Origin of the sequence: Burkholderia sp. IO2, assembly GCF_029522185.1 — a bacterium.
Classification (GTDB): domain Bacteria; phylum Pseudomonadota; class Gammaproteobacteria; order Burkholderiales; family Burkholderiaceae; genus Burkholderia; species Burkholderia cenocepacia.
Map to the genome: position 1 here is coordinate 65,372 of NZ_JAKWFH010000034.1, position 18,696 is coordinate 84,067.

General features: G+C 65.9%; 20 protein-coding genes. 4 read left to right on the forward strand and 16 right to left on the reverse strand.

Going from position 1 to position 18,696, the window contains the following annotated elements; translation table 11 throughout:
- The first annotated feature begins 43 nt into the window (after window positions 1-43).
- Together lysS and MMB92_RS21860 are read left to right on the forward strand one after the other, a co-directional pair.
- The gene (gene lysS, locus MMB92_RS21855) at window positions 44-1,570 is read left to right on the forward strand and encodes a lysine--tRNA ligase (RefSeq protein ID WP_006485977.1); all 1,527 of its coding nucleotides are present in this window, start codon (window positions 44-46) and stop codon (window positions 1,568-1,570) included.
- Window positions 1,571-1,917: 347 nt separating this feature from the next.
- Entirely contained in the window at window positions 1,918-2,646 is a 729-nt protein-coding gene (locus MMB92_RS21860) for a glycine zipper 2TM domain-containing protein (RefSeq protein ID WP_006498621.1), read from the forward strand.
- A gap of 142 nt (window positions 2,647-2,788) precedes the next feature.
- Here MMB92_RS21860 and iscX read toward each other — a convergent pair whose 3' ends face one another.
- The 12 genes from iscX to MMB92_RS21920 all read right to left on the reverse strand — a co-directional run bounded on the left by iscX (window position 2,789) and on the right by MMB92_RS21920 (window position 11,911).
- Window positions 2,789-2,998, reverse strand: coding sequence for a Fe-S cluster assembly protein IscX (gene iscX, locus MMB92_RS21865; protein ID WP_006478393.1), 210 nt, complete (start codon window positions 2,996-2,998; stop codon window positions 2,789-2,791).
- A 19-nt stretch (window positions 2,999-3,017) separates the two neighbouring features.
- Complete coding sequence (fdx, locus tag MMB92_RS21870) at window positions 3,018-3,359, reverse strand: ISC system 2Fe-2S type ferredoxin (RefSeq protein WP_006478392.1); 342 nt, start codon at window positions 3,357-3,359, stop codon at window positions 3,018-3,020.
- A gap of 88 nt (window positions 3,360-3,447) precedes the next feature.
- Window positions 3,448-5,316 carry a Fe-S protein assembly chaperone HscA gene (gene hscA / locus MMB92_RS21875; protein ID WP_060265358.1) on the reverse strand — a complete coding sequence of 623 codons (1,869 nt, stop codon included), beginning with the start codon at window positions 5,314-5,316 and terminating at the stop codon, window positions 3,448-3,450.
- A gap of 54 nt (window positions 5,317-5,370) precedes the next feature.
- Window positions 5,371-5,898 (reverse strand): Fe-S protein assembly co-chaperone HscB, encoded by a 528-nt coding sequence (gene hscB, locus MMB92_RS21880; protein ID WP_034201918.1) that lies wholly within the window; start codon window positions 5,896-5,898, stop codon window positions 5,371-5,373.
- Window positions 5,899-5,994: 96 nt separating this feature from the next.
- Window positions 5,995-6,318, reverse strand: a complete 324-nt coding sequence (gene iscA, locus MMB92_RS21885; protein ID WP_012492710.1) for an iron-sulfur cluster assembly protein IscA — start codon at window positions 6,316-6,318, stop codon at window positions 5,995-5,997.
- Between the two features lie 65 nt (window positions 6,319-6,383).
- A complete protein-coding gene (gene iscU / locus MMB92_RS21890) occupies window positions 6,384-6,791 on the reverse strand; it encodes a Fe-S cluster assembly scaffold IscU (protein WP_006481982.1) in 408 nt (135 codons plus the stop codon).
- 67 nt (window positions 6,792-6,858) lie between these two features.
- Complete coding sequence (locus MMB92_RS21895; RefSeq protein ID WP_006481979.1) at window positions 6,859-8,082, reverse strand: IscS subfamily cysteine desulfurase; 1,224 nt, start codon at window positions 8,080-8,082, stop codon at window positions 6,859-6,861.
- Window positions 8,083-8,147: 65 nt separating this feature from the next.
- A complete protein-coding gene (iscR, locus tag MMB92_RS21900) occupies window positions 8,148-8,687 on the reverse strand; it encodes a Fe-S cluster assembly transcriptional regulator IscR (protein WP_006481969.1) in 540 nt (179 codons plus the stop codon).
- Between the two features lie 114 nt (window positions 8,688-8,801).
- Window positions 8,802-9,284, reverse strand: a complete 483-nt coding sequence (locus tag MMB92_RS21905) for a low molecular weight protein-tyrosine-phosphatase (protein WP_006481978.1) — start codon at window positions 9,282-9,284, stop codon at window positions 8,802-8,804.
- Between the two features lie 101 nt (window positions 9,285-9,385).
- On the reverse strand, window positions 9,386-9,613 hold the full coding sequence (locus MMB92_RS21910; RefSeq protein WP_006481968.1) for a hypothetical protein: 228 nt from the start codon (window positions 9,611-9,613) through the stop codon (window positions 9,386-9,388).
- Between the two features lie 128 nt (window positions 9,614-9,741).
- Complete coding sequence (locus MMB92_RS21915) at window positions 9,742-11,154, reverse strand: lactate utilization protein B (protein ID WP_034201550.1); 1,413 nt, start codon at window positions 11,152-11,154, stop codon at window positions 9,742-9,744.
- Between the two features lie 34 nt (window positions 11,155-11,188).
- On the reverse strand, window positions 11,189-11,911 hold the full coding sequence (locus MMB92_RS21920) for a (Fe-S)-binding protein (protein ID WP_006481974.1): 723 nt from the start codon (window positions 11,909-11,911) through the stop codon (window positions 11,189-11,191).
- A gap of 183 nt (window positions 11,912-12,094) precedes the next feature.
- Between MMB92_RS21920 and MMB92_RS21925 the strand changes: the two genes are divergently transcribed.
- The gene (locus tag MMB92_RS21925; RefSeq protein WP_006478384.1) at window positions 12,095-12,904 is read left to right on the forward strand and encodes an IclR family transcriptional regulator; all 810 of its coding nucleotides are present in this window, start codon (window positions 12,095-12,097) and stop codon (window positions 12,902-12,904) included.
- A gap of 113 nt (window positions 12,905-13,017) precedes the next feature.
- Here the strand turns inward: MMB92_RS21925 and pbpG are convergent, their stop codons facing one another.
- Both pbpG and MMB92_RS21935 read right to left on the reverse strand, forming a co-directional pair.
- The gene (gene pbpG, locus MMB92_RS21930) at window positions 13,018-14,184 is read right to left on the reverse strand and encodes a D-alanyl-D-alanine endopeptidase (protein WP_006481981.1); all 1,167 of its coding nucleotides are present in this window, start codon (window positions 14,182-14,184) and stop codon (window positions 13,018-13,020) included.
- Window positions 14,185-14,416: 232 nt separating this feature from the next.
- On the reverse strand, window positions 14,417-14,551 hold the full coding sequence (locus MMB92_RS21935; protein ID WP_256858327.1) for a hypothetical protein: 135 nt from the start codon (window positions 14,549-14,551) through the stop codon (window positions 14,417-14,419).
- Between the two features lie 287 nt (window positions 14,552-14,838).
- On the opposite strand from MMB92_RS21935, the gene MMB92_RS21940 reads away from it, so the two are divergent.
- A complete protein-coding gene (locus MMB92_RS21940; protein ID WP_006481973.1) occupies window positions 14,839-15,405 on the forward strand; it encodes a phasin family protein in 567 nt (188 codons plus the stop codon).
- 198 nt (window positions 15,406-15,603) lie between these two features.
- Here MMB92_RS21940 and lpdA read toward each other — a convergent pair whose 3' ends face one another.
- Together lpdA and MMB92_RS21950 are read right to left on the reverse strand one after the other, a co-directional pair.
- Window positions 15,604-17,373, reverse strand: a complete 1,770-nt coding sequence (gene lpdA, locus MMB92_RS21945; RefSeq protein WP_006481971.1) for a dihydrolipoyl dehydrogenase — start codon at window positions 17,371-17,373, stop codon at window positions 15,604-15,606.
- Between the two features lie 277 nt (window positions 17,374-17,650).
- Window positions 17,651-18,696 (reverse strand): dihydrolipoyllysine-residue acetyltransferase (locus tag MMB92_RS21950; protein ID WP_277562918.1); only part of this gene is annotated, 1,046 nt, incomplete at its 5' end.

An 18,696-nucleotide genomic window follows, 5' to 3' on the forward strand; every position in this document is an offset into this window, starting at 1 on the left:
TTTCCGTTTGCGTTGCCGCACCCCACTCCGAATTCCGACCATCATGACCGAACCGACCCAAACGCAGCCCGCCGTCACGGCGGACGAAAACCAGATCATCGCCGAGCGCCGCGAGAAGCTGCGCGCGTTGCGCGAGCAAGGCGTCGCCTACCCGAACGACTTCCGCCCCGAGCACCACGCAGCCGACCTGCAGGCGAAATTCGCCGATTCGGACAAGGCCGCGCTCGAAGCGAACCCGGTCGAGGTGTCGGTCGCCGGCCGCATGATGCTCAAGCGCGTGATGGGCAAGGCGAGCTTCGCGACGGTGCAGGACGGCTCGGGCCAGATCCAGTTCTTCGTGACGCCGAACGACGTCGGCGCCGAGACCTACGACGCGTTCAAGAAGTGGGACCTCGGCGACATCGTCGCCGCGCGCGGCGTGCTGTTCCGCACCAACAAGGGCGAGCTGTCGGTCCAGTGCAAGGAGCTGCGCCTGCTGTCGAAGGCGCTGCGGCCGCTGCCGGACAAGTTCCACGGCCTGTCCGACCAGGAAATGCGCTATCGCCAGCGCTACGTCGACCTGATCGTCACGCCGGAAACGCGCGACACGTTCCGCGCCCGCACGAAGACGATCGCGTCGATCCGCAAGTTCATGGACAACGCCGACTTCATGGAAGTCGAGACGCCCATGCTGCACCCGATCCCGGGCGGCGCGGCCGCGAAGCCATTCGTCACGCATCACAATGCGCTCGACATGCAGATGTTCCTGCGTATCGCGCCGGAGCTGTACCTGAAGCGCCTGATCGTCGGCGGTTTCGAGCGAGTGTTCGAGATCAACCGCAATTTCCGGAATGAAGGCGTGTCGCCGCGTCACAACCCGGAATTCACGATGATGGAGTTCTACGCCGCGTACACCGACTACCGCTGGCTGATGGACTTCACCGAGCAACTGATCCGCCAGGCGGCGATCGATGCGCTCGGCACCGCGACGATCCAGTACCAGGGCCGCGAGCTCGACCTCGCGAAGCCGTTCCATCGCCTGACGATCACGCAGGCGATCCAGAAGTACGCACCGGACTACACCGACGGCCAGCTGTCGGACGACGCGTTCCTGCGCACCGAGCTGAAGCGCTTCGGCGTCGACGTGTCGCAGCCGGCGTTCCTGAACGCCGGCATCGGCGCGCTGCAGCTCGCGCTGTTCGAGGAAACGGCCGAAGCGCAGCTGTGGGAACCGACGTTCATCATCGACTACCCGGTCGAGGTGTCGCCGCTCGCACGCGCATCGGATACGGTGCCGGGCATCACCGAGCGTTTCGAGCTGTTCATGACCGGCCGCGAGATCGCGAACGGCTTCTCGGAGCTGAACGATCCGGAAGACCAGGCCGCGCGCTTCAAGAAGCAGGTCGAGCAGAAGGATGCGGGCGACGAGGAAGCGATGTTCTTCGACGCCGACTACATCCGCGCGCTCGAATACGGGATGCCCCCGACCGGCGGCTGCGGGATCGGCATCGACCGTCTCGTGATGCTGCTGACCGACAGCCCGACGATCCGCGACGTGCTGCTGTTCCCGCATCTGCGCCGCGAAGACTGACGGCCGCGACCGCGTGTGCGCCGCGCCCCGTGGCGCGCACGCGTCGGCTTTGTAACGACGCGTAAATCCCGCCAGCCGGCGTCTGCCGGCCCTCGATCCTTCCCCGTTTTATTCCCTCGTCGCGACGCGCTTCTCCGGGTTTTCCCGGAAACGGCCGCCAATGCCCCGCTGCAATTCGTTACACCTTGATACGGCGCGCCGTCTGGCGGTGGACGACACTCCTTTTGCGTCACCACGCATGACCACGGGACCAGAACGAGGCGCAGGAACGCCAAGTCTGCTCGCTCCCGAGCGTGGGATCCTGCTCCGGTGCAGCGCGCCGATCCGGATCGACCTTGGAGAAGAAAATGGACAACCAGACTCAGACCACGCCGCAAAAGCAACGCCTCCACCCGCTCATCGCCACCGCGGCGGGCGCCGTCATCGTCGCCAGCCTCGCGGCGACGGCAGCGATCACGGGCGTCTTCCCGAAAGCCACCAGCAGCAACGAACAGAACGGCCAGACCCAGGCCGCGCTGATCGCGTCGCAGCCGGCCGTCGATACGGCCGCGGCCGCCAGCGCCGCGCTGGCCGCGCAAGCGCAGCGGCAGGCCGCGGAGCAAGCCGCCGCGCAGCAGAAGGCCGCCGTCGCGCAGGCCGAGCCGAAGCCCGCGCCGCGCCCGGCTGCGCCGCACCGCCGTCACACGACCGCCCCGCAACCGCCGCAATACGCGCAGCAGCCGTCGGCGCCTGCGCAAACCTACTGCCAGAGTTGCGGCACGGTCGTGTCGATCACGCAGATGCGCACGCCGGGCCAGAGCTCGGGGATCGGCGCCGTGGGCGGCGCGGCGGCCGGCGGCCTGCTCGGCAACCAGTTCGGCCACGGCAACGGCCGCACCGCGATGACGATCATCGGCGCGCTGGGCGGTGGCCTCGCCGGCAACCAGGTCGAGAAGCAGGTTCGCGCGGAAACCGACTATCAGGTGCAAGTGCAGATGGAAAGCGGCGCGACCCGCACGTTCACGTACCGCAACCCGCCGCCGTTCGGCCAGGGTCAGCGCGTGCGGATCGAGAACGGCACGCTGGTCGGCGCTTGAAGCGGATCATGTAGTGCCAGCGCCCCTGCCCGCCCGTCGTGTGCGGGCTCGCCGAAAACGCAAACGGCTCGTGAGCAAACGCTCACGAGCCGTTTTTCATGGGCGCGGCGTAACCATTGCCGCGCACGCGCTGGCCGGTCGGTCAGTCCTCGTCGTCGAAATCCGATTCGTCGATCCAGTGTGCCTGGATCGCCTCGAGGATCTTCTCGCCCGAGTGCGTCGGATCGTCGTCGAAGCCGTCGAGCTCGAGCACCCACTGGCGCAGGTCGACGAAGTTGATCCGCTGCGGGTCGATGTCGGGGTGCTTGTCCGCCAGCGCAATGGCTATTTCACGCGAATCGGTCCATTTCATCGCCTGCCTCCGGTTTCGGTCAGTGGTTTTCCTTCGCGTGGTTGATCGAGTACTTCGGGATCTCGACCACCAGGTCCGAATCTTCCTTCACGATCGCCTGGCACGACAGGCGCGACGTCGGCTCGAGGCCCCACGCCTTGTCCAGCAGATCGTCCTCGTCCTCCTCGGACGGCGTCAGATCGTTGAAGCCCTCGCGGATCACCACGTGGCACGTCGTGCATGCGCACGACTTCTCGCATGCATGCTCGATCTCGATCCCGTGATCGAGCAGGTTGTCGCAGATACTCTTGCCGGGCGTCGCGTCGATCACTGCGCCATCCGGGCACAGTTCGACGTGAGGCAGCACCACCAGTTGAGGCATGTCCGTTCCGTCAGTCAGGGTGCGGCGCGACGCGCCGCACGGTTCATCATCGCGCAGGCCGTTGCCGGCCGATGCGCGGTTCGTGGATTCAGATCTCGTCGAGCCGGCGGCCCGACAGCGCGCGCTTGATGCTCTTGTCCATCCGGCGCGCCGCGAATTCGTCGGTGCCGTCGGCCAGCGCCTTGGTCGCCGCTTCGATCGCATTCGTATCGTCGCCCTGCGCGACCGCGCGCAAGGCATCGGCCAGCGCGTCGACCTGCGCGCGCTCGTCGGCATCGAGCAGTTCGCCGTCGGCCGCCAGCGCGGCCTGCGTCGCCTCGAGCATCCGCTGGGCCTCGACCTGCGCTTCGCGCAGCGCGCGGGCGCGCATGTCGATTTCAGCGGTCTTGAAGCTGTCTTCCAGCATCTTCGCGATGTCGTCATCGGCGAGGCCGTACGACGGCTTCACGACGACCGATGCCTCGACGCCCGACTGCTGCTCGCGTGCAAATACCGACAACAGGCCGTCCGCGTCGACCTGATAGGTCACGCGAATGCGCGCGGCGCCCGCCGTCATCGGCGGAATGCCGCGCAGCTCGAAGCGCGCGAGCGACCGGCAGTCGGCCACGAGCTCGCGCTCGCCCTGCACGACGTGGATCGCCATCGCGGTCTGGCCGTCCTTGAAGGTCGTGAATTCCTGCGCACGCGCGATCGGAATCGTCGAGTTGCGCGGAATGATCTTCTCGACGAGGCCGCCCATCGTCTCGACGCCGAGCGACAGCGGAATCACGTCGAGCAGCAACCAGTCGTCGCCGGTGCCGCGATTGCCCGCGAGCAGATCGGCCTGGATCGCCGCGCCGAGCGCGACGACCTGGTCCGGATCGAGGTTCACGAGCGGCGGCTGGCCGAAATACTTCGCGACCGCGTCGCGGATCACCGGCATGCGCGTCGCGCCGCCGACGAGCACGACGCCCTTGATGTCGGTCGGCGTGACCTGCGCATCGCGCAGCGCCTTGCGGGTCGGCGTGAGCGTGCGCTGCACGAGCGGCTCGACGACCGATGCGAACGTGTCGTGCGAAATCGTCTGCGCCAGGTGCGCGCCACTCGACAGCGTTACGTCGAGCGCCGCTTCGGGCGCCGACGACAGCGCTTCCTTCAGCACGCGCACGCGATCGAGCAGCAGGCGCACGTCTTCGGGCGCGAGCGTCTTCGCGTCGATACCGGCCTGCGCGAGCACATGGTCGAACAGCACGTGGTCGAAATCGTCGCCGCCGAGCGCGGAATCGCCGCCCGCGGCCAGCACCTCGAACACGCCCTTCGTCAGCTTCAGGATCGACAGGTCGAACGTGCCGCCGCCGAGATCGTATACCGCGTAAAGACCTTCGGCCGCGTTGTCGAGACCGTAGGCAATCGCCGCGGCAGTCGGTTCGTTCAGCAGGCGCAGCACGTTGAGGCCCGCGAGACGCGCGGCATCCTTGGTCGCCTGGCGCTGCGCATCGTCGAAATACGCGGGCACCGTGATCACCGCACCGACCAGCTCGTCGCCGAGCGTGTCTTCCGCGCGATAACGCAGCGTCGCGAGAATCTCGGCCGACACCTCCACCGGGCTCTTCACACCGTCGATCGTGCGGATCTGTACCATGCCCGGCGCATCGACGAATTCGTACGGCGCGTTCGCCGCGCCTTCGACCTCGGCCTTGCCGCGGCCCATGAAGCGCTTGACCGACACGATCGTGTTGCGCGGATCGGTCGCGGCTTGCTCCTTCGCTTCGTGGCCGATGCGGCGGCCGCCCTTCTCGAGATAACGGACCACGGACGGCAGCAGCACGCGGCCCGCTTCGTCCGGCAGTACTTCAGGCACGCTGTTGCGCACGGCGGCGACGAGCGAGTTCGTCGTGCCGAGATCGATCCCGACGGCGAGTCGCCGCTGGTGCGGCGCCGGCGCCATGCCCGGTTCGGAAATTTGCAGTAAAGCCATCTTGGTTCGTTCGGGCGCTCGGCCCGTTTGCTGCGCGTGCCGCAAGGCACGCGGTTAAGTTTCGAGGCGCTCGATCTGCGCGCCCACTTCCGACGCGACCCGTTCGATGAACATCAGCTGACGCACGGCTTCCGCGGCGGCCTGGTCGGCGCCGCTGTCGAGCAGCGTGCCGAGGCGCTCGACGCGCATGCGCTTCTCGTCGCGCAACTCGGCGAGCAACGCATCGAGCGCGTCGACGTTGCGGGCGGCCGCGGCATCCTCGATGCCCTCGCGCCACTCCATCTGCTGCATCAGGAACGCAGGCTCCATCGCCGTGTTGTTTTCCGCGCCGATGTCGACGCCGCGCAGCGACAGCAGATAGGACGCGCGCTTCAGCGGATCGCGCAGCGTGCGGTACGCCTCGTTCGCGCGGGTGGCCCATTGCATCGCGATACGCTTTTGCGCGTCGCCGGCCGCCGCGAAGCGGTCCGGATGCACCTGCGTCTGCACCGTCCGGTAGGCGGCGTCGAGCGCCGTCTCGTCGAGCGCGAATTGCGCCGGCAGGTGAAACAGGTCGAAATGGCTGTCTTTCAGCGAAACCATCGTCGCGTTCAATTCCGGTTCGTCGCGCGGCAAACGCCGCACATTAAAAAGGCGGCCCGTGCCGCCTCTTGCCCGCATCGCGCGGAGCGCGCCGCGTCACACGCGGAACGATTCCCCGCACCCGCACTCGTCCTTCACGTTCGGGTTGTTGAACTTGAACCCTTCGTTCAGGCCTTCGCGGGCGAAGTCGAGCTCGGTGCCGTCGATATAGGCGAGGCTCTTCGGGTCAACGATGACCTTCACGCCATGGCTCTCGAACACCTGATCCTCGGGCGCCAGCTCGTCGACATACTCGAGCTTGTACGCGAGTCCCGAGCACCCGGTCGTGCGAACGCCAAGCCGCAGGCCCATACCCTTACCGCGACGGACGAGGTATTTCTGCACGTGCTGTGCTGCTTTTTCGGTCAGTGTAATTGCCATGATGTCCTTGCCGCGGCGCCCCACCCGGAGGCACCGCGTTTCCTTCCCTAGCCGCTCGGTGCCGCTCAGGCTGCTGCCTGATCGCCTTCCTTGGTGTCGTGGCGCTTCTTGTAGTCGGCCACGGCTGCCTTGATCGCGTCTTCCGCGAGGATCGAGCAGTGAATCTTCACCGGCGGCAGCGCGAGTTCCTCGGCGATCTGCGTGTTCTTGATCGACAGTGCCTCGTCGAGCGTCTTGCCCTTCACCCATTCGGTGACGAGCGAGCTCGATGCGATCGCCGAACCGCAACCGTAAGTCTTGAACTTCGCGTCTTCGATCACGCCGTCCGCGCCGACGCGGATCTGCAGCTTCATCACGTCGCCGCAAGCCGGCGCGCCGACCATGCCCGTGCCGACCGTGTCGTCGTCCTTCGCGAACGAACCGACGTTGCGCGGGTTTTCGTAGTGATCCAGAACCTTGTTGCTGTAAGACATGACTCAGACTCCTTGACTCGTTACGTCTGCGTGCGTCAATCCGCCCGCGGTTGCATTCAATGCGGTATCAGTGTGCGGCCCATTCGATCGTCGACAGATCGATGCCTTCCTGGTGCATTTCCCAGAGCGGCGACAGTTCGCGCAGCTTCGCGATCTTGCTGTTCAGCAGATCGATCACGAAGTCGACTTCCTGCTCCGTCGTGAAGCGGCCGACCGTGAAGCGGATCGAGCTGTGCGCGAGTTCGTCGTTGCGGCCGAGCGCCCGCAGCACGTACGACGGCTCCAGCGACGCCGACGTGCACGCGGAGCCCGACGACACCGCGACGTCCTTGATCGCCATGATCAGCGACTCGCCTTCGACGAAGTTGAAGCTGATGTTCAGGTTGTGCGGGACACGGTGATCCATGTCGCCGTTCACGTAGGTTTCCTCGATCTGCGACAGGCCGCGCAGCAGCTTGTCGCGCAGCATGCGGATGCGCTCGTTCTCGGTCGCCATTTCCTCGCGGGCGATACGGAACGCTTCGCCCATGCCGACGATCTGGTGCGTCGGCAGCGTGCCCGAACGCATGCCGCGTTCGTGGCCGCCGCCGTGCATCTGCGCCTCGATGCGCACGCGCGGCTTGCGACGCACGTACAGCGCACCGATGCCCTTCGGGCCGTAGGTCTTGTGGGCCGAGAACGACATCAGGTCGACCTTCAGCTTCGCGAGATCGATCGCAACCTTGCCGGTCGACTGCGCGGCATCAACGTGGAACACGATGCCCTTCTCGCGGCAGATCTCGCCGATCGTCTCGATGTCCTGGATCACGCCGATCTCGTTGTTCACGTGCATCACCGACACGAGGATCGTGTCCGGGCGCAGCGCGGCCTTGAACACGTCGAGATCGATCAGGCCGTCATCCTTCACGTCGAGGTAGGTGACTTCGAAACCGTCGCGCTCGAGCTCGCGGCACGTATCGAGCACGGCCTTGTGCTCGGTCTTCACCGTGATGATGTGCTTGCCCTTGCCCTTGTAGAAGTTCGCGGCGCCCTTGATCGCGAGGTTGTCCGACTCGGTGGCGCCGGACGTCCAGATGATCTCGCGCGGATCCGCATTCACGAGCGCGGCCACTTGCTCGCGTGCTTCCTCGACCGCACGCTCCGCGTCCCAGCCATAGGCGTGGCTGCGCGACGCCGGGTTGCCGAACTGCTCGCGCAGGTACGGCACCATCTTGTCGACCACGCGCGGATCGACCGGCGTCGTCGCGCTGTAATCCATATAGATGGGCAGGTGGAGAGTCTCTTGGGTCATCTGTCGCTCCGGGTATTCTGTGCAGGGACTATGTGCGTTATGGGGTATGGCGGGCGCCTTCGCGCTCACGAACTCGCGATGTTGAACACCGAATTGGGGCCGAGCGGCATCGTGCGCGCGGGCTCGGCCGGTGCGGCGACGGGCTCGGGCGCGCGACGATCGCGCAGCACCGCGGGGGCGCCCTCGCGTGCGCGCTGCTGATCGACGAGATCCTGCAGCGACACCGAATCGAGGTATTCGACCATCTTCTGGTTCAGCGTCGACCACAGCTCGTGCGTCATGCAATGGCCGTCGGGCTGCTTCGAGCCGTCGCACGTGCCTTTGCCGCCGCACTGCGTGGCGTCGAGCGGTTCATCGACCGCGATGATGATGTCGGCAACGGTGACGTCCTGCGCGCGACGCGCGAGGTTGTAGCCGCCGCCCGGGCCGCGCACGGATTCGACGATTTCATGCCTGCGCAGCTTGCCGAACAGCTGTTCGAGATACGAGAGCGAAATCCGCTGGCGCTGGCTGATGCCTGCAAGCGTCACCGGGCCCTGCTCCTGGCGCAGTGCCAAGTCAATCATCGCCGTGACGGCGAAACGGCCTTTGGTGGTGAGTCTCATGGTGTCTAGGGGACTGCAATCTTGACGATTTTGGTCAAGTATAAATATTTGACGTTTTTAGTCAAGTATCCATGTCTTTGAAAGGGTATTCGCAGACCGCTGAATACCGTGCGATCAGCGCGCCGTGCGGGCCCGGAGCGTCTCCAGCAGGCCCGCGCACGCGCGCTCGACCTGGTCGAGCACCTGTTCGAAGCCCTGCGCACCGCCGAAATACGGATCGGCCACTTCGGTTTCGGTCGCGCCCGGCGCGAACTCCATCAGCAGACGCACCTTGTCGCGATGCTGCGGCGGACAACGGCGGCGCAGTTCGGCGAGATTCGCCTCGTCCATCGCGAGCAGCAGATCGAACCGCTCGAAATCCGCCGCGCTCACCTGCCGCGCGCGCAGCGCCGACAGATCGTAGCCGCGGCTCCGGGCGGCCGCCTGCGCGCGCGTATCGGGCGGCTCGCCCACGTGCCAGTCGCCGGTGCCGGCCGAATCGATCGCGATCCGGTCGGCCAGCGCGGCCGCGTCGACCTGGTGGCGCATCACCCCTTCCGCGGTGGGCGAACGGCAGATGTTGCCGAGACAGACGAAACAGATCGCAACGCGGGTCATCGCACTATCGGAAAGCCGCGGCGGACCGCGTGGGAGAAGAACACGCCATTATACAAAGGCGACCGGAATCGCGCCGCCGCGCCAAGCGACGGCGCCATGCCTTACAGCGCCTTCGGCGCAGCGAGCGCAATCTCGCCGGATGCCGCCGGCAGCGGCGTCGCCGCGTCGCCGACCAGCCCGAACGACACCGCGCGCGCCAGTTCGGCGGACGCCTGGTGAACCGCGAGCGGGCCGCGCGACGGCGCACCGGCCGTCGCATGCAGATAGGCAACCGCTGCCAGCGGGACCACGATTGCCAGCGGCCAGTACATCGATATTGTCTTTTTCATGATGCGGACCTCGTTGACCTCGTACCCCGAAACCCAATTCCGGGGACTACAGACGAGATTCTATAGACCGCATCTATCGAGATAAATATACAAATAGCGAACGCACTGTTGCTGCCCGCTGAACAGTGTCAGCCGAGGTGACTTTGCGACGCCGCGTACAGCTCGCGGAACGTGCGCCCGGTCGGCGTCGGCATGTCGCGCGTGTCCATCCAGCCGCCCATCATCGGCAGGCGCCGCAACGTGCCGCCGTTGTCGCCCAACCGTTCGAGGATGCGCACCGCGAGCTTGGTCGTCAGCGCATACAGCATCGGCCGCCGGGCGAAGAAACCCCACGCGGCGAGCGCCGCCCGCTCGCGCCAGGGCCGCAGATGGCGCTCGACCTGCTTCTCGCGCAGCGTGCGCAGCAGGTGCGACAACGGAATCCCGGCCGGACAGACGCTGTCGCATTCGCCGCACAGCGTCGCGGCCTGCGGCAGGTCGAGCGTGCGGTCGAGCCCGACGTAGCTCGGCGTCAGCACCGAGCCCATCGGCCCCGGATAGACCCAGCCGTACGCATGACCGCCGACCTTCTGGTACACCGGGCAATGGTTCATGCACGCGCCGCAGCGGATGCAGCGCAGCATCTCCTGGAATTCGCCGCCGATCAGGCCGGTGCGGCCGCCGTCGACGAGCACCACGTAGTTGTGCTCGGGGCCGTCCTCGTCGCCCGGCCCGCGCGGCCCGGTCAGCAGCGAGAAGTAGTTCGACGTCTTCTGCCCGGTTGCGGAGCGCGGCAGCAGCCGCATCGCGGTCGCGAGATCCTCGAGCGTCGGCAGCACCTTCTCGATGCCCGTCACCGCAACATGCACGCGCGGCATGACCGTGCACATGCCCTCGTTCCCTTCGTTCGTCACGATCGCGACCGAGCCCGTCTCCGCGATCACGAAATTGCCGCCCGTCACGCCCATGTCGGCCGACATGAAATGCGGGCGCAGCACCTCGCGCGCCTCGCGCGTCATGTCCGGAATCTCGGTGAGCCGCTCACGCCGGTGCGTGCGCGCGAACAGGTCGGCGATCTCGTCCTTGTCCTTGTGCACGACGGGCGCAATGATGTGGCTCGGCGGCTCGTTGTCGTTGATCTGCAGGATGTATTCGCCGAGGTCCGTCTCGATCGACTGCACGCCCATCTCCGCGAGCACCGCGTTCAGGCGCATTTCCTCGGACACCATCGACTTGGTCTTGATGACCTTCTTCACGTCGTGCCGGCGCGCGATGTCGGCCACGAGCCGCGCGGCGTCCGCGGTCGTCTCGGCGAACAGGACCGTCGTGCCGCGCCGCGTCGCCTCGCGCTCGAATGCCTCGAGCCACACGTCGAGATGCTCCAGCGCGCGGTTGCGGCGCGCCTTGAGCGCGGCGCGCGTGGCCGGGAAGTCGATCAGGGTCATCGCGTCGGCGCGGGCGGACACGAACTTCGTCGACAGCTTCTTCAGGTTCTGCTGCAGGCGCTGGTCGGCCAGCTTCTGGCCGGCGCGCGCCTTGAAATGCATCGATTGGACTTGCATCGCGGTATCGGGGAAAAGTGAGCGGAACCGGGCGTCAGACGTCGCCCGCCAGCACCTGCGCGACGTGCAGCACGCGCGTGTCGCGGTCGCCGGTGCGGCGCAACCGCCCTTCGATGTTCAGCATGCAGCCGAGATCGCCGAGCACGACGGTGCCCGCGCCCGACGCGCGCACGTTCGCGCATTTCTCGTCCGCGATGGCCGCCGAGATGTCGCCGTACTTGACCGCGAACGTGCCGCCGAAGCCGCAACAGTGCTCGCAATCCTTCATCTCGGTCACCGCGACGCCGCGCTGCGCGAGCAGCGCGCGCGGCTGCGCCTTCACGCCGAGCTCGCGCAGGCCCGAGCATGAATCGTGATAGGTGACCGGCCCGGCGAATTCGCCCGGCGCGAGCGACACCTTCGCGACGTTCGCGAGGAAATCGGTCAGTTCGTGGACTTTCTGCTGGAATCGCGTGTAGCGCCCCATCAGTTCGGGGTCGTCGCGGAACAGGTCGCCGTAGTGCGCGCGGATCATCCCGCCGCACGAACCCGACGGCGCGACGACGTAATCGAACTGCTCGAACTCGCGCAGCGTCTTTTCCGCGAGATCGCGCGCGAGCGCACGGTCGCCCGAGTTGTAGGCCGGCTGGCCGCAGCAGGTCTGCGCGGGCGGCACGATCACCTCGTAGCCGGCGTCGCGAATCAGCTTGAGCGCCGAAAAGCCGATTTCGGGGCGCATCAGGTCGACCAGGCAGGTGACGAACAAACCGACTCGCATACGTGCTCCTTCGAGAAAACGGCTCTCATTATCCGACGTTTGGCCAGCAAGACCAACGCCGGCCCGCGCGCAAGCCCGCACTGCGCGAAACGAGGACTTCCTCGAACGGCGTTCGCTTTTTTCACAATACGAGATACAATCGTTGCAACACCGCTTGACGCGTCAACCGATTCCTCCCCCGACATGAGCCAACCCACCCCGGATTCAAAAACGTCGATCCAGGTGATCGAACGCATGATGCGGTTGCTGGACGCGCTCGCCGCGCACAGTGACCCGGTCAGCCTGAAGGAACTTGCGCAGCGCACGGAGCTGCACCCGTCGACCGCGCACCGCATCCTCAACGACATGGTGACCTGCCGCCTGGTCGACCGCTCCGATCCCGGCACCTACCGCCTCGGCATGCGGCTGCTCGAGCTCGGCAATCTCGTGAAGGCGCGCCTGTCGGTGCGCGATGCGGCGCTGATGCCGATGCGCGAGTTGCACCGCCTCACCGGGCAGACCGTGAACCTGTCGGTGCGCCAGGGCGACGAGATCGTCTATATCGAGCGCGCGTACTCCGAGCGCTCGGGCATGCAGGTCGTCCGCGCGATCGGCGGCCGCGCGCCGCTGCACCTCACGTCGGTCGGCAAGCTGTTCCTCGCGGCCGACGAAACGTCGCGCGTGCGTGCCTATGCGACGCGCACGGGGCTGTCCGGCCATACGCAGAACAGCATCACCGACATCGCGAAGCTCGAGCGCGAGCTGACGATCGTCCGCCAGCAATCGTGCGCGCGCGACAACGAGGAGCTCGAGCTCGGCGTGCGCTGTATCGCGGCCGGCATCTACGACGATTCGGGCAAGCTCGTCGCGGGCCTGTCGCTGTCGGCGCCGGCCGACCGCCTGCAGGACGCGTGGCTCGGCCAGTTGAGCCGCACGGCGCTCACCATCTCGGAATCGCTCGGCTACCGGCCGGCGCCCGAGAAGGACGTGGACGGGTTGCAACGGCAGGCGTAAGCCGCGCCGTCGGCCCGGTTCCCGCTCCGGTGTGTCGCCGGACGAAAAAAGCCCCGCGATTGCGGGGCTTTTTCGTTGCGGCGATCGATACGGCGGCGAACCGCCGCACACGATCAGGTGCCGCCGCTCGGCGTGTTGGCCGCCGTCAGGCGTTCGCCGCCGCCGGCATCGAGCCAGTTGCGCAAGCGCGACGCGTCGGCGAAGCGCGAGTACTTGCCGAACGAATCGAGCAGCACCATCACCATCGGCCGGCCGTGGATCGTCGCCTGCATCACCAGGCATTCGCCCGCTTCGTTGATGAAGCCCGTCTTCTGCAGGCCGATGTCCCACGAGCCGTTGCCGCGGATCAGCGCGTTGGTGCTGTTGTAGACCAGGTTGCGCTTGCCCGTGTACACCTCGTAGGTGCGATCGGTCGAGAACTGGCGGATCATCGGGTACTGGTACGCCGCATTGACCATCTTCACGAGATCGCGCGCGCTCGACACGTTCGAGCTCGACAGGCCGGTCGAATTCTCGAAGTGCGTATCGGTCATGCCGAGCGACTTCGCCTTCGCGTTCATCGCCGCGATGAACGCCGGACGGCCGCCCGGGTAATAACGCGACAGCGCGGCGGCCGCGCGGTTTTCCGACGCCATCAGCGCGATGTGCAGCATGTCCTCGCGCGACAGCACCGAGCCGACCGACAGGCGCGAGCCCGTGCCCTTCTCGTAGTCGCGGTCTTCGTCGGTGACTTCGAGCTGGTCGGTCATCGGCGACTTCGAGTCGAGCACGACCATCGCCGTCATCAGCTTCGAAATCGACGCGATCGGCACGACCGCGTGCGAATTCTTGTCGAACAGCGGCTCGCCGGAATTCTGGTCGACGACGTACGCGACGCTGGAGCGCAGCGCGAGCGCGTCGGGCGTGTCGTGCAGGCCGAACGCCTGGCCGACCGTCGGACGGCGCGGCTGGAACGCGACCTTGCGCACCGCGCCGCGATGGCCGCCGTGCACGTTGTTCGCCGCGAGCGTCACGCGCTTTCGCGACGCTTTCGCGCGCGGCGCATCGGCCGCGGCGACCTTGGCGGATTTATCGGGGGTCGCCTTGGCCGACTTCTTCTTCGCTGACGAAGCAGGAGCGACGGCTTTTTTCTTGGCGGCTTGGGTCTTCGCAGTGGCGGCGAAGGCATCGGCAGGCGTGACGGACGCGGTGGTCGCCAGCAACGCGACTGCGACCGACACAGCCGTGCCGAGCGTCATGCTCTGCAACAATCTGCGCGGTGAAAACGATTCGGCTTTCATTGGGGTCTGGACAAAGCGGGCGGGAGGTTTCCGCAAGTGTAGTTAAAGCTGAAAAAAAGAGCAATATTAGGCACTTACCGATCGTCGTTAAACCGGAATGTAAGGGTCGGCCAACCTCCGGCCAATCGACCCTTCCGCTCCCATCGAAAAAATCCATGGGATGCACTGCCCGACAGCGCCCGTCTCCCGATTACCACACGGTTAATTGAGATAACGTCACTTCGGAGGCAATTTAAAGCGGGGAAAGTACGTATCCGGCGCTCGGCGTGCCAAAGGCGCCGGTCTCGACCGTGGCGGCGGCACGTCGCCACGGCACGCGCATCGAAACGGCGCGCTTTTCGACAGGAACAGAAGGATAACGTTCCATGGGCCTGTCAGGTTTACCTGTGCGTGATCATGGTGCGGCGCGCTTGCCCCGCCGTCGTGCGCACCATCTGGGAACAAGCCTGAAACCGATTCCGAACCGCTACGATAACTCGTTGTTTTATCGATAATTTGTCGCGATTGTGCAACGCACAAAAAATACTTGACATCCGTTTTCTCTGCCCTAAAATAGGCCTCATTGCTGCGTTGCACAAAGCACGCATCGCCGAAGTTCCCCAGCGTAGTGCCCTTTACCCTGCGATCGACGCGATCGCTTTTCAGGAGCTTGACATGTCCTTGCTGACCCCCGAGCAAATCGCCGCCGCCCAGAAAGCCAACCTCGAAAGCCTGTTCGGTCTGACGACCAAGGCGTTCGAAGGCGTCGAAAAGCTGATCGAACTCAACCTGCAGGTCGTGAAGTCGACGCTGGCCGAGGGCCAGGAAAACGCGCAGCGTCTGCTGTCGGTGAAGGACGCGCAGGAACTGATCGCGCTGCAGGCGAGCCTGTCGCAGCCGGTCGCGGAAAAGGTGCTGTCGTACGGCCGTCACCTGTACGAAATCGCGTCGTCGACGCAAGCCGAATTCGCGAAGGTTGCCGAAGCGCAATTCGAAGAGCAGAACAAGAAGGTCCAGGCGCTCGTCGACAACGTCGCGAAGAACGCCCCGGCCGGTTCGGAAACGGCTGTCGCCGCACTGAAGTCGGCACTGAACGCTGCGAACACCACGTACGAAACGGTTCAGAAGGCCACGAAGCAAGCGGTCGAAATCGCTGAAACGAACTTCAACGCCGCTGCTGCCGTCGCAACGAAGGCTGCCACCGCCGCTGCCGCACGTCGTTCGAGCAAGCCGGCCGCGTAAGCGTCCCCTGCTCCTGAAAGAGCCGCGCCCAGCGCGGCTTTTTCGTTTCTGGCGCCGGAACATGGGGGCGTGGGCGAGCGGCAACGGCGCTCCGCCTTCTAGCCTGTCGCGCGCACACCAAAGAAAACGCCGCCGCCCGGATGATCCGGGCGGCGGCGTTTTTTTCGGGCCGGCGCGTGGCCGGCCGCGCCGTTCGCGTTACTTCTTGCGCTGCGGCGGCAGGTCCGTACAGACGCCTTCGTACAGCTCGGCGGCCATGCCGACCGATTCGCCGAGCGTCGGGTGCGGATGGATCGTCTTGCCGATGTCTTCCGCGTCCGCGCCCATCTCGACCGCGAGGCACACTTCGCTGATCAGGTCGCCCGCGTTCAGGCCGACGATCGCGCCGCCGATCACGCGATGGGTTTCCTCGTCGAAGATCAGTTTCGTGAAGCCTTCGTCGCGGCCGTTCGCGATCGCACGGCCCGAAGCGGCCCACGGGAACACGGCCTTGCCGTACTTGATGCCTTCGGCCTTGCACTGGTCTTCCGTCTTGCCGGCCCACGCCACTTCCGGATCGGTGTAGGCCACCGACGGAATCTGCAGCGCGTCGAAGTACGCCTTCTCGCCGTGCGCGGCTTCCGCGGCAACGTGGCCTTCGTGCACGGCCTTGTGCGCGAGCATCGGCTGGCCGACGATATCGCCGATCGCGAAGATGTGCGGCACGTTCGTGCGCATCTGCTTGTCGACCTCGATGAAGCCGCGATCCGTAACCGCGACGCCGGCCTTGTCGGCACCGATCTTCTTGCCGTTCGGGCTGCGGCCCACCGCGACGAGCACGAGGTCGTAGCGCTGCGCTTCCGCCGGCGCCTTCTCGCCCTCGAACTTCACGTAGATGCCGTCTTCCTTCGCTTCCGCGCCGACCGTCTTGGTCTTCAGCATCACGTTGCCGAAGCGCTTCGCGTTGTACTTTTCCCAGACCTTCACGAGATCGCGGTCGGCGCCCATCATCAGGCCGTCCATCATTTCGACGACGTCGATCTCGGCGCCGAGCGTCGAGTACACCGTGGCCATTTCGAGGCCGATGATGCCGCCGCCGATCACGAGCATGCGCTTGGGCAACTGGCGCAGTTCGAGCGCGCCCGTCGAATCGACGACGCGCGGGTCTTCCGGCATGAACGGCAGCTTCACGGCCTGCGAGCCCGCGGCGATGATCGCCTGCTTGAACTTGACGACCTTCTTGCCGTTTTCGCCCTGCACTTCCATGTGGAACGGATCGACGAACGCGCCGACGCCGGTGACCACTTCGACCTTGCGTGCCTTCGCCATGCCGGCGAGGCCCGTCGTCAGCTTCTTGACGACGCCGCCCTTGAAGTCGCGCAGCTTGTCGAGATCGACTTGCGGCTTGCCGAACGTGATGCCGTGCGACGCGAGCGCCGCGGCTTCCTCGACGACGAGCGACGTATGCAGCAGTGCCTTCGACGGGATGCAACCGACGTTCAGGCACACGCCGCCGAGCGTCGAGTAGCGTTCGACGAGCACGGTCTTCATGCCGAGGTCGGCCGCGCGGAACGCGGCCGAGTAACCGCCGGGGCCGGCGCCGAGCACGAGCATGTCGCACTCGATGTCGGCCGCGCCGCTGTAGCTGCCGGCTTGCGGCGCGGGTGCCGGCGCGGCGGCCGGGGCCGGTGCAGCTGCTGCGGCCTTCGGCGCTTCGGGTGCTTTCGCGGGTGCGGGCGCGGCTGCGCCTGCCGATGCTTCGACGATGGCGATGACGGTGCCTTGCGAGACTTTCTCGCCGGCTTTGACCTTGACTTCCTTGACGGTGCCGGCGACGTCGCTGGGCACTTCCATGGAGGCTTTATCGGATTCGAGCGTGATGAGCGTTTGCTCTTTTTCGATCACGTCGCCGGGTTTCACGTTGACTTCGATGACATCGACGCCGCTGAAATCGCCGATATCCGGAACCTTGACTTCGATGAGACTCATGACTGTCCCCTTCTTGATTGACTGCAGACAGAGGGGGAGGAACCCGCGAAAGAACCTGACTACGGCCGGGCAAAAACCACAACCCTGGGCATGACCACCTTTGCCGTCCGCCCAAGGACGCGCCTTTCTTTTGGTTACTTTTCTTTGGAAGACAAAGAAAAGTGACCGCCGCCCCGCGCAGGGGCGACGCTAGCAGACCGTTAGCGCAACAGGTTCAACGAAAGGGCGTAGAGAACCAAAAACAAACCCACGCCCCCGCGAGCCACCTCCCCGCTCATCAAAGAATGATGCGACGGAAATCGCCGAGCAACGCGCCGAGATACGCATTGAACCGCGCGGCTTCCGCGCCATCGATCACGCGATGGTCATACGACAGCGACAGCGGCAGCATGAGACGCGGCACGAACTGCTTGCCGTCCCACACCGGCTTCATCTGGCCGCGCGACAACCCGAGGATCGCCACTTCCGGCGCGTTGATGATCGGCGTGAAGTTCGTCCCGCCGATCCCGCCGAGCGACGAGATCGAGAAGCAGCCGCCCTGCATCTGGTCCGGCTTCAGCTTGCCTTCGCGCGCGGCCTTCGACAGGTCGCTCATTTCCTTCGCGATGTCGACGAGGCCCTTCTTGTCCGCATCGCGGATCACCGGCACGACGAGGCCGTTCGGCGTATCGGCCGCGAAACCGACGTGGAAGTACTGCTTGAACACGAGGTTGTCGCCGTCGAGGCTCGCGTTGAAGGTCGGGAATTTCTTCAGCGCGGCGACGACTGCCTTGATCACGAACGCGAGCATCGTGAACTTCACGCCCGCCTTTTCGTGCTCCTTGTTCAGCTGGACGCGCAGCGCCTCGAGCTCGGTGATGTCCGCTTCGTCGTTGTTCGTGACGTGCGGGATCATCACCCAGTTGCGATGCAGGTTCGCGCCCGAGATCTTCTTGATGCGCGACAGCGGCTTCGCCTCGAACGGGCCGAACTTCGAGAAGTCGACCTTCGGCCACGGCAGCAGGTTCAGCTCGCCGCCGCCTGCCGGCGCGGCTGCCGCGCCCGGCGCCGCACGCTGGCCCGTCATCACGCCCTTCACGAAGCCCGTGACGTCTTCCTTCGTAATGCGGCCCTTCGGACCCGAACCCTGCACGCGTGCGACGTCGACGCCGAGTTCGCGTGCGAACTTGCGGACCGACGGCGATGCGTGGCTGGCGCGGTATTCGCCCGACGGCGCGGCGGCCGGGGCGGCGGCTGCCGGTGCCGGCGCAGCCTTCGCAGGCGCGGGCGCCGGTGCAGCGGCAGGCGCGGGCGCGGCAGCGGCCGGAGCCGGTGCGCTGGCCT

What these genes read in the sequence shown, in the direction of transcription:
- iscR (WP_006481969.1), bottom strand. Translation starts at nt 8,687, where the DNA reads ATGAGACTCACCACCAAAGGCCGTTTCGCCGTCACGGCGATGATTGAC.
- MMB92_RS21910 (WP_006481968.1), bottom strand. Translation starts at nt 9,613, where the DNA reads ATGAAAAAGACAATATCGATGTACTGGCCGCTGGCAATCGTGGTCCCG.
- MMB92_RS21895 (WP_006481979.1), bottom strand. Translation starts at nt 8,082, where the DNA reads ATGACCCAAGAGACTCTCCACCTGCCCATCTATATGGATTACAGCGCG.
- hscA (WP_060265358.1), bottom strand. Translation starts at nt 5,316, where the DNA reads ATGGCTTTACTGCAAATTTCCGAACCGGGCATGGCGCCGGCGCCGCAC.
- pbpG (WP_006481981.1), bottom strand. Translation starts at nt 14,184, where the DNA reads ATGAAAGCCGAATCGTTTTCACCGCGCAGATTGTTGCAGAGCATGACG.
- MMB92_RS21940 (WP_006481973.1), top strand. Translation starts at nt 14,839, where the DNA reads ATGTCCTTGCTGACCCCCGAGCAAATCGCCGCCGCCCAGAAAGCCAAC.
- fdx (WP_006478392.1), bottom strand. Translation starts at nt 3,359, where the DNA reads ATGCCTCAACTGGTGGTGCTGCCTCACGTCGAACTGTGCCCGGATGGC.
- iscX (WP_006478393.1), bottom strand. Translation starts at nt 2,998, where the DNA reads ATGAAATGGACCGATTCGCGTGAAATAGCCATTGCGCTGGCGGACAAG.
- hscB (WP_034201918.1), bottom strand. Translation starts at nt 5,898, where the DNA reads ATGGTTTCGCTGAAAGACAGCCATTTCGACCTGTTTCACCTGCCGGCG.
- lysS (WP_006485977.1), top strand. Translation starts at nt 44, where the DNA reads ATGACCGAACCGACCCAAACGCAGCCCGCCGTCACGGCGGACGAAAAC.
- MMB92_RS21925 (WP_006478384.1), top strand. Translation starts at nt 12,095, where the DNA reads ATGAGCCAACCCACCCCGGATTCAAAAACGTCGATCCAGGTGATCGAA.
- MMB92_RS21920 (WP_006481974.1), bottom strand. Translation starts at nt 11,911, where the DNA reads ATGCGAGTCGGTTTGTTCGTCACCTGCCTGGTCGACCTGATGCGCCCC.
- MMB92_RS21905 (WP_006481978.1), bottom strand. Translation starts at nt 9,284, where the DNA reads ATGACCCGCGTTGCGATCTGTTTCGTCTGTCTCGGCAACATCTGCCGT.
- MMB92_RS21935 (WP_256858327.1), bottom strand. Translation starts at nt 14,551, where the DNA reads ATGGAACGTTATCCTTCTGTTCCTGTCGAAAAGCGCGCCGTTTCGATG.
- iscU (WP_006481982.1), bottom strand. Translation starts at nt 6,791, where the DNA reads ATGTCTTACAGCAACAAGGTTCTGGATCACTACGAAAACCCGCGCAAC.
- MMB92_RS21915 (WP_034201550.1), bottom strand. Translation starts at nt 11,154, where the DNA reads ATGCAAGTCCAATCGATGCATTTCAAGGCGCGCGCCGGCCAGAAGCTG.
- lpdA (WP_006481971.1), bottom strand. Translation starts at nt 17,373, where the DNA reads ATGAGTCTCATCGAAGTCAAGGTTCCGGATATCGGCGATTTCAGCGGC.
- MMB92_RS21860 (WP_006498621.1), top strand. Translation starts at nt 1,918, where the DNA reads ATGGACAACCAGACTCAGACCACGCCGCAAAAGCAACGCCTCCACCCG.
- iscA (WP_012492710.1), bottom strand. Translation starts at nt 6,318, where the DNA reads ATGGCAATTACACTGACCGAAAAAGCAGCACAGCACGTGCAGAAATAC.